Below are 14,432 nucleotides of genomic sequence, written 5' to 3' on the forward strand. Positions count from 1 at the left end.
CACCTTCGTGGCGTTCCCGCGAGAACCCGGGCCCGAGGAGATCGGACCACTCACCCGTTGGAAAGTGTCGGAATCTGTTGAATACTGTCGGCGTCCATGAACGACGCCGGCCCTGGGGGACCCCTGTGAGCTTCCGCAACGCCGTACGACCCTGGGAATCGCCCGAACTCACCAGCTGGCGACGGCTGCCGATGAGCGCCGTGGACCGCCGCGAAGGCAGCGTCGTCCTCGACGGCACCTGGCGCTTCCAACTGCTGCCCGCGCCCGGCGCACCCCTCGGCGAGCAGTGGGGCGAGGCACCCGTGCCCGGCTGCTGGACCATGCACGACCCGCGCGACCTGCCTCACTACACCAATGTGCAGATGCCGTTCCCGCACCACCCGCCGTTCGTCCCCGACGACAATCCGACCGGTGTGTACGAGCGGGACATCGAGATCCCCGCCGAGTGGGCCGGGCGTCGCACCGTCCTCCTCGTCGGCGCCGCGGAGAGCGTCCTCATCGCCGAGATCGACGGAGAGCAGATCGGCATCGGCAAGGACTCCCACCTGGCGAGCGAGTTCGACATCACGGGCGCCGTCACCCCGGGGCGGCGCCACACCCTGCGCCTCACGGTCGTCAAATGGTCCGACGCCTCGCACATCGAGGACCAGGACCAGTGGTGGCACGGCGGCATCACCCGTTCCGTACGGCTCCACTCGACCGATCCGCTGCACCTCGACGACGTCGCCGTCCGCGCGGAGCAGGACGGGACGCTGCGCGTCGACTGCCGGGTGCGCGGACCGCTCACCGACGGCTGGACCGTCAGCGCGGAGCTGGAAGGGTACGGAAGGCTCGCCCAGGACACCGCCCACGACGCCGCGAACCGCGCGCTCGGCCGGGTCTCGGACTTCCTCGGCGAGGCCCGGCTGTCCACCACGGTGGCCGACGTACGGCCCTGGTCGGCCGAGTCGCCCGTGCTGTACGCACTGACCGTGCGGCTGCACCGGGCGGACGGCTCCGTCGCCGACACCTCGCACCACCGCATCGGCTTCCGCACGGTCGAGATCCGAGGCCGGGACCTGCTGATCAACGGCGACCGCGTGTTCATCCGCGGCGTCAACCGGCACGACTTCCACCCGCTCACCGGCCGGGTCGTCACCGAGGACGACCTGCGCGCCGACCTGGTGACCGTGAAGCGCTTCGGCTTCAACGCCGTACGCACCTCGCACTATCCGAACGACCCGGCGCTGCTCGACCTCGCCGACGAACTCGGCCTGTACGTCGTCGACGAGGCCGACATCGAGAGCCACGACCACGCCCACGAGATCGCCGACGACCCCCGCTATCTGCCCGCCTTCGTCGAGCGCGTCTCCCGCATGGTGCTGCGCGACAAGAACCATCCGTCCGTCATCGTCTGGTCGCTCGGCAACGAGAGCGACTACGGCGCCCACCACGACGCCGCAGCCGCCTGGGTGCGCCGCCACGACCCGACCCGGCCCGTCCAGTACGAGGGCGCCGCCAAGACCGACTGGTCCTCCACCGACATCGCGAGCGACATCGTCTGCCCCATGTACGCCTCGCTGGAGGAGATCACCGCGCACGCCCGCTCCGGTGAACAGACCAAGCCGCTGATCCTGTGCGAGTACTCGCACGCCATGGGCAACAGCAACGGCACCCTCGCCGACCACTGGGCCGAGATCGAGACGACGCCCGGCCTCCAGGGCGGCTTCATCTGGGAGTTCTGGGACCACGGCATCCTCCAGCGCACCGCCGACGGCCTCCCGGCCGGCCCCGGCGCCACCGGCGGGTACACGAACGGCACCACCGCGCCCGGCTACCGCTGGGCCTACGGCGGCGACTTCGGCGACACCCCGAACGACGGCGCCTTCTGCGCGGACGGCATGGTCTTCCCCGACCGCACCCCGAAGCCCGCGATGTACGAGCACCGCGAACTCGCCGCACCCCTACGGCTGTCGTACGACGGCACCGGCGTCACCGTGCACAACCGGCAGCACGTGACCGGCCTGGCCCGGCTGCGCGCCGCATGGCTGATCGGCGCCGAGGAGTCCGGGACCCGCGTCGTGCCCGTGCCCCTGCCCGACGTACCCCCGGGCGCCTGTGCGCCGCTCGCGCTGCCGCCGGAACTGCCCCAGGGCACGGACGAACTGTGGCTGACCCTGCGCGTGACCACGGCGGACGACCTGCCCTGGGCCCCCGCGGACACCGAGATCTGCACCCCGCGGATCCGGCTGCGCGAACGCCCCGCCGTGTTCACCGGTGCCCCGGCCGGCGGAGCTGTCGAGACCGACTCCGAAGGCCTGCTCGTCCACCCGCTGCTCACCGCCCCGCCGGTGCTGAGCCTGTGGCGCGCCCCCACCGACAACGACCTGCTCGGCGGCGCGGCCGGACGCTGGCGCGACTGGGGACTGGACGCCCTCGTACGCAAGCCCGTGTCCGTGACCCGTGACGGGAACGGCCGGGTCACCGCCGTCGCCGAATACCCCACCGCCGCCGGCACCGTGGTCCATGAGCAGATCCTCACCGCGCTCGCCGACGGCTCGGTGCTCGTCGAGGAGAGCGCCACCCTCCCGGCCGGGCTCCACGACGTCGCCCGTGTCGGCTCCGTACTGGAGACCGCCGCCGGACCGGACACGTTCGAGTGGTACGGGCTCGGCCCCTGGGAGAGCTACCCGGACCGCTGCGCCGGCGGCGCCGTGGCCCACCACAGGGCAAGGGTGGACGACCTGTTCACGCCCTATCTGCGGCCGCAGGAGAGCGGCGGGCGCAACGGCGTACGGGCCTTCTCCCTCACCCGCCCCGACGGGACCGGACTCGCCGTACGGCTGGACGTGCCCCGCCAGGTCTCCGTCACCCGCCATCGGGCCGCCGATCTCGCCGCCGCCGCCCACCATGACGAACTCACCCCGCGCGCCGGGTGCGTGGTCCACATCGACGCGGCCCACCGGGGCCTCGGCACCGCCTCCTGCGGGCCGGACACCCTGCCGCCGTACCTGATCGCCCCGGGGACGCACCGCTGGACGTGGAGCATCCGGACCCTGTAGCGCCTCGGGGGCCGGCCTCCCGGGCCACTCGGCCGGGAGAGTCGGAAGTTCGTCGCCCCTCGGCCGTGTCCCGGTCCCGGTCCGGGACGCCGTCAACCGAGGTCGAACACGTTCCGCAGCCCCAGCCGGTAGCGCGTGCGGTCGTGTCGCTTGAGGTGGTCCAGCTCCGGCGCCCGGAACAGCGGCTCGATCGTGCAGCGCGTCGCCGGCGAACCGATGCGGTCCAGCAGGGCGTTGACCGCGGCACGCGCGGACGCGTTGGCGCCCTCCATCGTCGCCAGGTCGATGTCGACGGCGACGTAATCACCGGAGAGGAAGAGGTTCGGGACCCTGGACGCCGCGGACGGGCGGTTGTGGAAGGTACCCACCGGGTGGATGAGCAGTTCGTCCTCGTTCGTGGGGTGCGGGGTGCCGAGGCCGTCCACGCCCGGGTCCAGGAACCAGGAGTGCAGGGCGCTGTCCTTGAGGACCGGGCGCCCCGTGTCGTTGAGCGCGGCCTTGAGCTGCGCCCACACCTCGCGGGCGACCTGTTCGCGCGTGCACTGCTTGGCCGTCCTCCCGTAGAGGATTCCCGGCCTGTCCCACTCGGAGATGTCCACCGAAAGGCAGTCGACCGCGATCCCGTCGCCGTAGTCCCGCGGGAAGTCGCGGTGCGGCCAGTGCCCGGCCTGCTGGATCGCCGTCAGGGACCAAGGTGAGTCGATGCAGTTGAGGTGTCCGTGCAGCAGCGGCGCCTTCTCCGTGAGATAGAACTGGATGCCCGTCATCCAGTCCGTCTCCAGCCGGTCGCAGCGAGCGAGCTGGGGGTCGGCCGCCCGCAGTGCCGCGCTCCAGGTGCGCCGGGCGTGCTCCACCGGAACGGCCGAGACGTAGTGGTCGGCGGTGACGGTGCGGCGGGCGCCGTCCGGGTCCTCCATGAGCGCCCCGGTGATGCGGCCGGAACCGTACACCAGCTCCCGCAGCGTCCAGCCGATTCTGAACTCCACGCCCAGCGAGCGCAGATGAGCCGCCCAGGGATCGATCCAGGCCTCGTTGGTGGGGGCGTTGAGGATGCGGTCGAGGGGACCGTCTGCGCCACGGCCCAGCGCGTTGAAGACGAACGCCTCCAGCAGGGTGGCGACCGTCCTGGTGCTGGCCTCCTCGGCCTTGGTCGCCACGATGTTGCGGGTCAGGCCGACGGCGAGGATGCGCTGGTAGTCGTAGCTCATCTCCTCGGCCCGGATGAAGTCCCACCAGGGGGTGCGCTCCCAGGCCTCGTCGCGCCGTTCGTCGCAGCTGGTGAGGAAGACCAGTCCGCGGTTCACGAAGTACGCGCTCTCGTGCAGCGGGATGCCGAGGGCCGTGTCGATGAACGCGGTCAGCGCCCGGCGGATCTCGTCGAGCGTGAGCTCGGGCGGCCGGTGACCGGGCCAGGGGAGCGGGATGCGCAGATCCTCCGCCCCGGTGCGGGCGAAGGACATCTCCGGCGGGGCGACGAGGTTGTCCCAGACGCCGTTGGGGTTGCCGGGGAAGGGGATGCGCCGCATCGTGTCCGGCAGATTGTGGTAGATGCCCGGGATGAAGCGGAAGCCGTGCTCGGCGGGCAGCGGTCTGCGGCCGCCCTTCCCGCTGTCGGGTACGTCCATGCTGCGGGCCTTGCCGCCGAGCGCTCTGCGTTCGTAGACGGTCACGCGTAAGCCGCGCTCGGCGAGTTCATGAGCGGCGGTGAGGCCGGCGACGCCCCCGCCCAGGACCGCGACCGAAGGCCCGGCGGCTTCATGTGCCGCGGCCGAGGCCGGTCCGCTCGCCGTGGTGGTGAGTGCCGCGGCGGAGCCGGCCGCCGCGGCTCCCGCGAGGAAAGTGCGCCGTGTCGCTCCCTGCCGGTCCGTGTCCAGGCGATCCATGCCCAACCCCTACTCGACGGTAACTGTCAGGTCCGGCGCAGGAGCCTAACGACGGCTCCCCCGACCCGGAAGGCGTGCGCGGGCCCAGTCACCCAGCGCGACGCCGCGGGCGACACAATGGCCCCATGGCCCGACGTACCACCCGCCCCCCACAGCCCGCCGTCACCGACGGATCCCCCTGTCCCTGTGGACTCCCCGCCGCCTACGGCGCCTGCTGCGGCAGGTTCCACACCGGACAGGCCGCCGCCCCGACCGCGGAGTTGCTGATGCGCTCCCGCTACAGCGCCTTCGTGGTCCGCGACGAGACCTATCTCCTGCGCACCTGGCATCCGGACAACCGGCCGAGCTCCGTCGACTTCGACCCCGGGATGCGCTGGACCGGTCTGGAGATCGCCGGAACGACCGAGGGCAGCATGTTCCACTCCACCGGCACGGTCACCTTCGTCGCCCGCTACACCCGGGCGGGGGAGCCCGGACGGCTCCACGAGCGCAGCCATTTCGAGCGGCACGACGGTGCCTGGGTGTACGTGAGCGGCACGTTCATGGAGTGAGCGGGAGGCTGCGGGAACGGACCGGGCCGACGGGGTCGGCAACGGGCCGGTTCAGACGCTCGTCGTCGATCCCGGGCGCACGATCATCAGTACGGTGACTATCGCCCACAGCAGGTTGAAGATCCCCGTGTACATCGCGAGCCGCTTGGTGTCCGCGATCTCGGCGGGGCCTTCCAGGACCGCGCTCTGGCGAGGCAGCACCAGCGCGGCGAGGACGGCGGCCGCGATCGCGGTGAGGACCATCGAGACGATGAGCCAGGTGTCGCCGAGGGCATGGAGGCTGTTGGCGGTCGCGATGCCGAAGACGGGGACGGTGACGCCGACGAGCGCGTACACCCGGCAGACGCGGTGGAGGTTGCGGAGCACGGCGCGTGCCCGTTCGTCGGCCGGATCGGCGAGCACCTGGCGGGCAGCCGCGGGGAACATGCTGGCCGCCACGGTCACCGGACCGACGGCGATGATCGCGGCCAGGACATGGACGATGAGGAGGATCTTGGTCACGGGCCGACGCTAACGGTGCCCGCCGGGCCAGGGACAGTGGCGGTAATGCCACGTTCCCACGGATTCTCGCCAGAGCCTCGGCAGCGGCTCCGCGCCGTGGCCGGGCAGCTCACCGGCGTCGGCCGAAAGGAGTCGACGGCGTACGTTATGGCCATGCACACGGTGGCCGTACTCGCCCTCGACGGAGTCATCCCCTTCGATCTGTCGACACCCGTCGACGCCTTCGGCCGCGCCCGGCTGCCCGACGGGCGGGATGCCTACCGGGTCAAGGTCTGCGCCCCGGCCGCCGAGATCGACGCGGGCTACTTCACCCTGCGGGCGCCCTGGGGCCTCGACGTGCTCGACGACGCGGACACGATCATCCTGCCCGGCTGCGCCGATCCCGCGGCGGCGGTGTCCCCCGAGGTGATCGACATCCTGCGGCGGGCGGCCGCGGACGGCACCAGGATCGCCTCCATCTGCGTGGGCTCCTTCATCCTCGCCGCGACCGGGCTGCTCGACGGGCTCCGGGCCACCACGCACTGGCTCGGCACCGAGGACCTCGCCCGTATGTACCCGCGGATCGACGTGGATCCGGACGTGCTCTACGTCGACAACGGTCAGTTCCTCACCTCGGCGGGTTCGGCCGCCGGACTCGACCTGTGTCTGCACATGATCCGCCGCGACTACGGTTCGGCCGTCGCCGCCGACGCGGCCCGGCTCTCGGTGATGCCGCTCGAACGCGAGGGCGGCCAGGCGCAGTTCATCGTCCACGACCATCCGCCGGCGCCGGCAGGTGCGACCCTGGAGCCCCTGCTGCGCTGGATGGAGGAGAACGCCCGGCGGGAGCTGACCCTGGCCGACATCGCGGGCCGGGCCGGCATGAGCCCCCGTACGGTGAACCGCCGTTTCCGCGAGCAGACCGGTACGACCCCGCTGCAGTGGCTCCATCGCGCCCGTATCCGCCAGGCGCAGCATCTGCTGGAGACCACCGCCCATCCGGTCGACAGGATCGCCGCGCAGGTCGGCTTCGGTTCGCCGACGGCCTTCCGTGACCGCTTCAAGCGCCAGGTGGGCACGAGCCCGCACGCCTACCGCCGGGCCTTCCGCGGCACCCGGCCGTAGGGGGTCTCCGGTCGAGGTCGTCTCCGGCCGGGGTGATCCCCGCTCTTCGTGATCTAGCGCCGTGCGCCCGGCCGTACCACCAGTCCCGGGTTGTACGCGGCCAGCACCTTGTTCGCCCTGGCCAGCGTCGCGAGGGCGTGCTCGCGGTCCGCCTGGTCCTCGCTACAGAAGGGCGCCCGGAACCGCAGTGCGTCGCGCGCCGCGCACTCGGCGTCGATCTCCGCCTGCAGGACGCCGAGCGGCATGCAGGACCCGATCAGGGCGGCGACGCCGTCGGGAATCGGGACGGGGACGAGGTTCGACGCGGTCACGGTGAGTCCTTTGCTGATGTTGCTCCGGGGACGCCGGGCATGGGCGGTGTTCTCCTCTATACGTACCTGATGCGCTTCACGGTTCGTCGGCCGGGACGTCTCTATGGGGAAACCGTTAGGTCGCGGCCGTTGATTTCTCCTTACGCGGGAGTAAGTTGGCCTGCCTGTAACCCCCGGTAAGTCCGCTGTCGCACCGTGAAGGGGAGCCGGCCATGGGCGTACGCAAGGATCTCGGGCGGGCCAGGCGCCGCGCCGACCTGGCCGGGCGGGCCGCCGTCGAACTGATCAGGGAGGACGGCGCCGTACGCGAGGTGCGCGCCGCGCCGCTCGTCGCGCCCGCCGCCGGATCCGCCGCCGACATCCCCTTCGTCAACGCCGGCGAAGCACCCGACGCGGTGGTTCTCAGGCGCCGGGACGCCACCGGCTGGCGGTCCGTCACCGCGGCCGCGTTCGCCCGGGAGGTGACCGCCGTCGCCAAGGGACTCGTCGCCGCGGGCCTGGAGCCCGGCGGGCGGGTCGCGCTGATGTCCCGCACCCGCTACGAATGGACCGTCCTCGACTTCGCGGTGTGGGCCGCGGGCGGACAGTCCGTGCCCGTCTACGCCACCTCGTCGGCCGAACAGATCGCCTGGATCCTGCGCGACTCCGGCGCCCGGTTCGTCGTCGTGGAGAGCGACGAGAACGCCGCGACCGTGACGGAGGCCGCACGGTCCCTGCCCGAGCCGCCCCGCAGCTGGGTGATCGACGGCGGCGCGCTGGACGAACTGGACGTGCTCGGCCGTGGCATACCCGAGAAGGAGATCACCGAGCGGCGGGCCGCACTCACCCCCGACACCATCGCCACCCTCTGCTACACCTCGGGGACCACCGGCCGCCCCAAGGGCTGTGTGCTCACCCACGGCAATCTGCACGCCGAGGCCGCCAACACCGTGGAACTGCTCCACCCCGTGTTCAAGGAGGTCACCGGCCAGACCGCGTCGACCCTCCTCTTCCTGCCGCTCGCGCACATCCTCGGGCGTACGATCCAGCTCGCCTGCCTGCTGGCGCGTATCGAGCTCGGCCACTGCCCCGGCATCAAGCCGGACGAACTCCGCCCCGAACTCCGGTCGTTCAGGCCCACCTTCGTCGTCGGTGTGCCGTATCTCTTCGAGAAGATCCATGACACGGGACGGGCCACCGCGGAGAAGATCGGACGCGGCGCGTCCTTCGAGCGGGCCGACCGGATCGCCGTACGGTTCGCCGAGGCCTACCTCGCGAAGTTCCTCGGCCGGGCGAAGGGCCCGGGGCCGGGCCTGTACCTCGCCTGGGCGCTGTACGACCTGCTCGTCTACCGGCGTATCCGCAAGGAACTCGGCGGCAGACTGCGCTACGCCATCAGCGGCGGCTCCCCGCTGGACCGCCGGCTCAACCTCTTCTTCTACGCCGCCGGGATCATCGTCTACGAGGGCTACGGCCTCACCGAGACCACCGCGGCCGCCACGATCACCCCGCCGCTCAGCCCCCGGCCCGGCACCGTCGGCCTCCCGGTGCCCGGTACGGCCGTCCGGATCGCCGACGACGGCGAGGTCCTCGTCAAGGGCGGCATCGTCTTCGGCTCGTACTGGAACAACCCGGCGGCCACCGCGGAGGTGCTGCACGACGACTGGTTCGCCACCGGTGACCTCGGCAGTCTCGACGAGGAGGGCCATCTCACCATCACCGGCCGGAAGAAGGACATCCTCGTCACCTCCGGCGGCAAGAACGTCTCACCCGCGGTCCTGGAGGACCGCCTGCGCAGCCGCCCGCCCGTCGGCCAGTGCATCGTCGTCGGCGACAACCGGCCGTTCGTCGCCGCGCTCGTGACACTCGATCCGGAGGCGCTCCCGCACTGGCTCGCGGTCCGGGGACGCCCCGCCGGTACACCGCTCACCGAGCTGTGCGAGGACCCGGAGATGACCGCCGACATCCAGCGGGCGGTCGACCACGCCAACCGGGCCGTCTCCCGGGCCGAGTCCATCCGCGCGTTCCGCATCGTCCCGGGCGGGTTCACCGAGGAGAACGGCATGCTCACGCCGTCGCTGAAGGTCAGACGCCATGCGGTGGCGGCCGCGTACGCCGCTGAGATCGACGCGCTGTACGGCTGAGAGAGCCGGCGGAGCGGAAGTTGGAGCGGGGCGGCAGTGGACGGGACCGGGGCCGGCTGTCAGTTCGTCGCGGTCTCACGGGACCCGGACCGTCCCGGCGCCCCGCGCCGGACCCGGGCCGCGCGTGCGCGCAGATGCCCGGCGCGCAGCACGATCTCGGTGGCGAACCGGCTTTCCGGGTCGGTGAGCCGGCCACCGAAGATGGACTCCAGACTGCGCAGCCGGTAGCGCACGGTCTGCGGGTGGACGTCGAGGAGTTCGCCCATCTGCGCGGCCGTGCCGCGGGTGTCCAGCCAGATGCGCAGGGTCTCGATGAGGCGGTCGCGGCGGGTCGGGGTGAGCGTGGAGACGGGAGCCAACTCCCGTTCCGTGAGCTGGTCGAGGAGCGCCGGGTCGGACAGCAGCCACAGCGTGACCAGATGGTCGTCGCACAGGACCAGCGGGCCGTCCTCGACGATGTCGGTGTCGACGAGGTCCAGGAGCCTGCGCGCCCAGCGCAGGGAGTCGGCCGCGGTGGCGAGCGGGACGGTGAGCCCCGCGGCCGCGTTGGTGCCGGCGAGCGCGGCCTGGAGCATCCGTCTTCGGGCCTCGTCGAGAGGCCCCGGGATCAGCAGATGCGGCTGCGGTTCGCCGAGGTCGGTGAGGACATCGTTGTCCAGTTCGGCCAGGTCCGGCGTGGCGGGGGCCCGTAGCGCCACCATGGTCACCCGCTCCGGCAGGGACCAGCCGGTCTGCTCGGCGAGCTCGGCGACCGCGGTACGGGGCACGGAGGGCCCGGCCAGCACGAGATGGAGCAGTCGCCGGCGCAGCGTCTCCGTCCGCTGGACGCTCTGTGCCCGCACGTTCACGTGGCCAAGCGGCTCACCCGCGTCCGAAGGCTGAGTGGTTCTCGGCATGTGTGTGCTTCTCCCCTCGCGCTCCGGGCGTCCGGTGGGGGGTGGTGATGTGCGGGACGGAAAGCGCTCCCACTGCCCGACAGCTGTGACCACGGTGTGGATGCCTCGTGGATGCCGAACATAGACCAGGTGTGGTGGTGGGCGCACCGGTCGGGACACGGGAAACTGCGGGCCGCGGCGCCGGAGCGCTCACTTCCGGACAAGATGCCGAAGTGACCTGCTGGGCGGACGACAAGGAAACAACCGACTGGTAAGGGGTTTCGCGAAATCTGCGCGACGCGTATCGCCCCGCCGTACGACTCGCTCGACGCGGCCGTGAAGCGACAGTTCGCGCACAGGCGGCCGCCAAGAAGCTCGTGCTGACCACGACCGTCACGGAGAGCGGTGTGGAACTGATCGAGGACGACCGGGCTCGTGTCCAGATCTTTGCCGATCAGAGCAACGCAAGTACCGCGTCGTTGGGCGGAACGACATACGCCGCCGCGATGTTCGCCGTGGACCTGACACGGAAGGGTGCGACGTGGCGGATCGCCGGTATCGAGACGTCTGGGGCGGGTACATGAGGCCGATCGGCGCACGGTTCGGCAGCCGCCGGATGCGGCGGGGTCTCGGCGGCACCGCCGCGGCCGTGGCCGCGATGGCGGCGCTCACCGCCTCGCAGGCCCCGGGCCTCACGGGCGAGGAGCCGGTGAAGGGCGAGAAGCCGCCCACGGAGCCCACGAGTTGGGCCGGACCACCGCCCGACGACGACTCCTACCACACCGAACTCCCCCCGCTGGCCACACCCGTGCCGCCCGGCGGCCCCACCGGCCCGTCGACCGGCGCCGGTCCCGGCAGGCAGGCGGTATGGGGCCAGTCGGGCATCCCGGCGTCCGTCCTCGCCGCCTACCGGGCGGCGGAGCGGAGCGTCGCACGGACCGACCCCGGCTGCCGGCTGCCCTGGCAACTGCTCGCCGCGATCGGCAAGGTCGAGTCGGGCCAGGCGCGCGGCGGCCGTGTCGATGCCAAGGGCACCACGCTCTCCCCGATCCTGGGCCCCGTCCTCGACGGCGCCGGCTTCGCCCGGATCACCGACACCGACAACGGCGCGTACGACGGCGACACGACCTATGACCGGGCCGTCGGCCCCATGCAGTTCATCCCCTCCACCTGGGCCAACTGGGGAGCGGACGGCAACGCCGACGGCAGGGCCGACCCCAACAACATCCATGACGCCGCCCTCGCCGCCGGTCGCTACCTGTGCGCGGGGAACCGGAACCTGTCGGTGCGGGCGGATCTGGACCGGGCGGTGCTCAGCTACAACTACTCGCAGGAGTACCTGCGGACCGTGCTGGCCTGGCTGGAGTTCTACCGCAAGGGCGTGCACGAGGTTCCCGACGGCACCGGCGTGCTGCCCGCCAGCCCCGGAGCGGGCGGCAAGACCCCGGCGAAGCGTCCGGTCGGCGGGCGCGGCACCCCCGAACCCGGCTCGGGAGGCGACATCGTCATCGGTCCGCAGCCGTCGAGCCCCACCGGCACGAAGCCGCTGCCCGGCCGGCCGCCGGTCCCGCCCGCTCCCACGCCCGGCGTACCCCCGGTGCCGACGCCGACGCCGACCCCGACCGCGTCCCCCACCCCCACACGGACACCGTCACCCGATCCGAGCCCCACTCCGTCCGATCCCGGCCCGACCCCGTCGGATCCCGCCCCCACCCCCTCGGACACGGCCTGCCCGAGCCCGAGTCCCACCCCGTCGCCCGACCCCTCGTCAGGCGAGTCGCCGTCGCCCGCGCCGACGCCGGGGGAGACCCCGGCGGACCCCTGCCCCTCGCCCACGGGCTGACCCGCCGCGGCCCGCCCGGATCTCACCCGGAAGGCCGCTCCGAGAGCACCTCCGACAGGTCGTAGCGCACCGGCTCCTCCAGCTGGGTGTACGTGCAGCTGTCGGGGGTGCGGTCGGGCCGCCACCGCCGGAACTGGGCGGTGTGCCGGAACCGGTCACCCTCCATGTGGTCGTACGCGACCTCCACCACGCGCTCGGGCCGCAGCGCCACCCACGACAGGTCCTTCTTGCCGGACCAGCGGCTCGGCGCCCCCGGCAGCCGGGCCGACTCGTGCGCCTCCTCCTCGGCCCAGCGCGCCCAGGGATGCTCCGACACATCCGCGAGGCGCAGCGGCTCCAGCTCCGCCACCAGCTCCTCGCGGCGCTTCATCGAGAACGCGGCGCAGACGCCGACGTGCTGCAGGGCGCCCCCGGCGTCGTACAGACCGAGCAGCAGCGAACCGACGACCGGCCCGCTCTTGTGGAAGCGGAAGCCGGCGACGACGACATCCGCGGTCCGCTCGTGCTTGATCTTGTACATCAGCCGGGCATCGGGCCGGTACGGCAGATCCAGCGGCTTGGCGATCACTCCGTCGAGCCCGGCACCCTCGTACCGCTCGAACCACTCCTGGGCCACGGCGGTGTCCGTCGTGGCCGGTGCCAGGTGCACCGGCGCGCGGGCCCCGCTCAGCGCCTCGGCCAGCACCGCGCGCCGCTCGGCCAGCGGCGTCTGAAGCAGAGCCTCGTCCCCGAGGGCCAGCAGGTCGAACGCGACGAAACTCGCCGGGGTCCGCTCGGCCAGCATCCGCACCCGTGAGTCCGCCGGATGGATGCGTTCGGTGAGCCGGTCGAAGTCCAGCCGTCCCTCATGGGCGATCACGATCTCGCCGTCGACGACACAGCGCTCCGGCAGATTGTCGCGGAGGGAGACCACCAGCTCGGGGAAGTAGCGGGTGAGCGGCTTGCCGGTGCGGCTGCCGATCACCACCTCGTCACCGTCCCGGTGGACGATGGCGCGAAAGCCGTCCCACTTGGCCTCGTACTGCATCCCGGGCGGGATCTTCGCCACGGACTTGGCGAGCATCGGTTTCACGGGCGGCATCACCGGCAGATCCATACGGCGATTGTCCGGTATGCGGGGAGTCCTGGCACGGCCTACGCTGACGGGCATGGCCGCAGCGGTGGAACTCGAAGTGGGCGAGCGGACCGTACGCGTGTCCAATCCCGACAAGGTGTACTTCCCCGAACGCGGCTACACCAAGATGGACATGGTCCAGTACTACCTCGCCGTCGGCGACGGCATCACCCGCGCCCTGCGCGACCGGCCCACCACCCTGGAGCGCTACCCCGACGGGGTGACCGGGGAGTCCTTCTTCCAGAAGCGCGCCCCCAAGTACCTTCCCGACTGGATTCCCACCGCCCACATCACCTTCCCCAGCGGCCGGTCCGCGGACGAGATGTGCCCGACGGAACCCGCCGCCGTGCTGTGGGCCGCCAACCTCGGAGCCGTCACCTTCCACCCGTGGCCGGTCCGCCGCGACGACACCGACCACCCCGACGAACTGCGCATCGACCTCGACCCGCAGCCCGGCACCGACTACGCCGACGCCGTCCGGGCCGCCCACGAACTGCGCGCGGTCCTCGACGAGGCCGGTCTGCGCGGCTGGCCGAAGACCTCCGGCGGACGCGGCATCCACGTCTTCGTCCCCATCGAGCCGCGCTGGACCTTCACCCAGGTCCGGCGCGCCGCGATCGCCTGCGGACGGCAGCTGGAGCGCCGGATGCCGGACCACGTCACCATCAAGTGGTGGAAGGAGGAGCGCGGCGAGCGGATCTTCGTCGACTACAACCAGACGGCCCGCGACCGCACGATCGCCTCCGCCTACTCCGTCCGGCCGCGCCCGCACGCACCGGTCTCCGCGCCGCTGCGCTGGGAAGAGGTCGACGACGCCGTTCCGGAGGACTTCGACATCAAGTCGATGCCGGCCAGGTACGCCGAGGCCGGTGACGTCCACGCCGACATGGACGAGCACCGGTTCAGCCTGGAGAGCCTGCTGGAGCTCGCCCGCCGCGACGAGGCGGAGCACGGGCTCGGCGACCTTCCGTACCCGCCGGAGTACCCGAAGATGCCGGGCGAGCCGAAGCGGGTCCAGCCGAGCCGCGCGAAGAAGCCGAAGGACGAGTCCGCCTGACCGCTGTTCAGGGCCGCTGCTCAGGGCCG

The 14,432-nt window shown here is 72.0% G+C and carries 10 protein-coding genes and 2 pseudogenes; 7 read left to right on the forward strand and 5 right to left on the reverse strand.

The features are described from left to right. The first annotated feature begins 191 nt into the window (after positions 1 to 191). Positions 192 to 3,041 carry a glycoside hydrolase family 2 TIM barrel-domain containing protein gene (locus OG766_RS31080; RefSeq protein ID WP_328727551.1) on the forward strand — a complete coding sequence of 950 codons (2,850 nt, stop codon included), beginning with the start codon at positions 192 to 194 and terminating at the stop codon, positions 3,039 to 3,041. Between the two features lie 92 nt (positions 3,042 to 3,133). Here the strand turns inward: OG766_RS31080 and OG766_RS31085 are convergent, their stop codons facing one another. Then, positions 3,134 to 4,924: a hydroxysqualene dehydroxylase gene (locus OG766_RS31085; protein WP_266386130.1), complete on the reverse strand. Its 1,791-nt coding sequence runs from the start codon at positions 4,922 to 4,924 to the stop codon at positions 3,134 to 3,136. Between the two features lie 125 nt (positions 4,925 to 5,049). Between OG766_RS31085 and OG766_RS31090 the strand changes: the two genes are divergently transcribed. Beyond that, complete coding sequence (locus OG766_RS31090) at positions 5,050 to 5,475, forward strand: YchJ family protein (protein WP_328726772.1); 426 nt, start codon at positions 5,050 to 5,052, stop codon at positions 5,473 to 5,475. 51 nt (positions 5,476 to 5,526) lie between these two features. Here the strand turns inward: OG766_RS31090 and OG766_RS31095 are convergent, their stop codons facing one another. Then, positions 5,527 to 5,976, reverse strand: coding sequence for a hypothetical protein (locus OG766_RS31095; RefSeq protein WP_328726774.1), 450 nt, complete (start codon positions 5,974 to 5,976; stop codon positions 5,527 to 5,529). A gap of 153 nt (positions 5,977 to 6,129) precedes the next feature. Between OG766_RS31095 and OG766_RS31100 the strand changes: the two genes are divergently transcribed. Beyond that, positions 6,130 to 7,080: a GlxA family transcriptional regulator gene (locus OG766_RS31100; RefSeq protein WP_266386121.1), complete on the forward strand. Its 951-nt coding sequence runs from the start codon at positions 6,130 to 6,132 to the stop codon at positions 7,078 to 7,080. 53 nt (positions 7,081 to 7,133) lie between these two features. Here the strand turns inward: OG766_RS31100 and OG766_RS31105 are convergent, their stop codons facing one another. Further along, positions 7,134 to 7,391, reverse strand: a complete 258-nt coding sequence (locus OG766_RS31105) for a hypothetical protein (RefSeq protein WP_266386118.1) — start codon at positions 7,389 to 7,391, stop codon at positions 7,134 to 7,136. Between the two features lie 212 nt (positions 7,392 to 7,603). Between OG766_RS31105 and OG766_RS31110 the strand changes: the two genes are divergently transcribed. After that, a complete protein-coding gene (locus OG766_RS31110; protein WP_328726778.1) occupies positions 7,604 to 9,514 on the forward strand; it encodes an AMP-dependent synthetase/ligase in 1,911 nt (636 codons plus the stop codon). 59 nt (positions 9,515 to 9,573) lie between these two features. Here OG766_RS31110 and OG766_RS31115 read toward each other — a convergent pair. Next, a pseudogene (locus OG766_RS31115) lies at positions 9,574 to 10,368 on the reverse strand (helix-turn-helix domain-containing protein); the annotation flags it as partial. A 362-nt stretch (positions 10,369 to 10,730) separates the two neighbouring features. On the opposite strand from OG766_RS31115, the pseudogene OG766_RS31120 reads away from it, so the two are divergent. Together OG766_RS31120 and OG766_RS31125 are read left to right on the forward strand one after the other, a co-directional pair. Then, positions 10,731 to 10,973: pseudogene (locus OG766_RS31120) on the forward strand (hypothetical protein); the annotation flags it as partial. Next, positions 10,970 to 12,232 carry a lytic transglycosylase domain-containing protein gene (locus tag OG766_RS31125; RefSeq protein ID WP_328726780.1) on the forward strand — a complete coding sequence of 421 codons (1,263 nt, stop codon included), beginning with the start codon at positions 10,970 to 10,972 and terminating at the stop codon, positions 12,230 to 12,232. The pseudogene OG766_RS31120 and the gene OG766_RS31125, both read left to right, overlap by 4 nt. 22 nt (positions 12,233 to 12,254) lie before the next feature. On the opposite strand, the gene OG766_RS31130 is transcribed toward OG766_RS31125, so the two are convergent. Beyond that, positions 12,255 to 13,328, reverse strand: coding sequence for an ATP-dependent DNA ligase (locus tag OG766_RS31130; protein WP_266386109.1), 1,074 nt, complete (start codon positions 13,326 to 13,328; stop codon positions 12,255 to 12,257). Between the two features lie 52 nt (positions 13,329 to 13,380). Between OG766_RS31130 and ligD the strand changes: the two genes are divergently transcribed. Then, positions 13,381 to 14,403, forward strand: coding sequence for a non-homologous end-joining DNA ligase (gene ligD / locus OG766_RS31135; RefSeq protein WP_266386106.1), 1,023 nt, complete (start codon positions 13,381 to 13,383; stop codon positions 14,401 to 14,403). Positions 14,404 to 14,432 lie beyond the last annotated feature (29 nt).

The sequence above is a fragment of the Streptomyces sp. NBC_00259 genome (genome assembly GCF_036181745.1).
Lineage (GTDB): Bacteria > Actinomycetota > Actinomycetes > Streptomycetales > Streptomycetaceae > Streptomyces > Streptomyces pratisoli.

Excerpts from the sequence above, each read along its gene's own strand:
- ligD (WP_266386106.1), top strand. The coding sequence starts at position 13,381 with ATGGCCGCAGCGGTGGAACTCGAAGTGGGCGAGCGGACCGTACGCGTG.
- OG766_RS31125 (WP_328726780.1), top strand. The coding sequence starts at position 10,970 with ATGAGGCCGATCGGCGCACGGTTCGGCAGCCGCCGGATGCGGCGGGGT.
- OG766_RS31090 (WP_328726772.1), top strand. The coding sequence starts at position 5,050 with ATGGCCCGACGTACCACCCGCCCCCCACAGCCCGCCGTCACCGACGGA.
- OG766_RS31080 (WP_328727551.1), top strand. The coding sequence starts at position 192 with ATGAGCGCCGTGGACCGCCGCGAAGGCAGCGTCGTCCTCGACGGCACC.
- OG766_RS31085 (WP_266386130.1), bottom strand. The coding sequence starts at position 4,924 with ATGGATCGCCTGGACACGGACCGGCAGGGAGCGACACGGCGCACTTTC.
- OG766_RS31130 (WP_266386109.1), bottom strand. The coding sequence starts at position 13,328 with ATGGATCTGCCGGTGATGCCGCCCGTGAAACCGATGCTCGCCAAGTCC.
- OG766_RS31110 (WP_328726778.1), top strand. The coding sequence starts at position 7,604 with ATGGGCGTACGCAAGGATCTCGGGCGGGCCAGGCGCCGCGCCGACCTG.
- OG766_RS31100 (WP_266386121.1), top strand. The coding sequence starts at position 6,130 with ATGCACACGGTGGCCGTACTCGCCCTCGACGGAGTCATCCCCTTCGAT.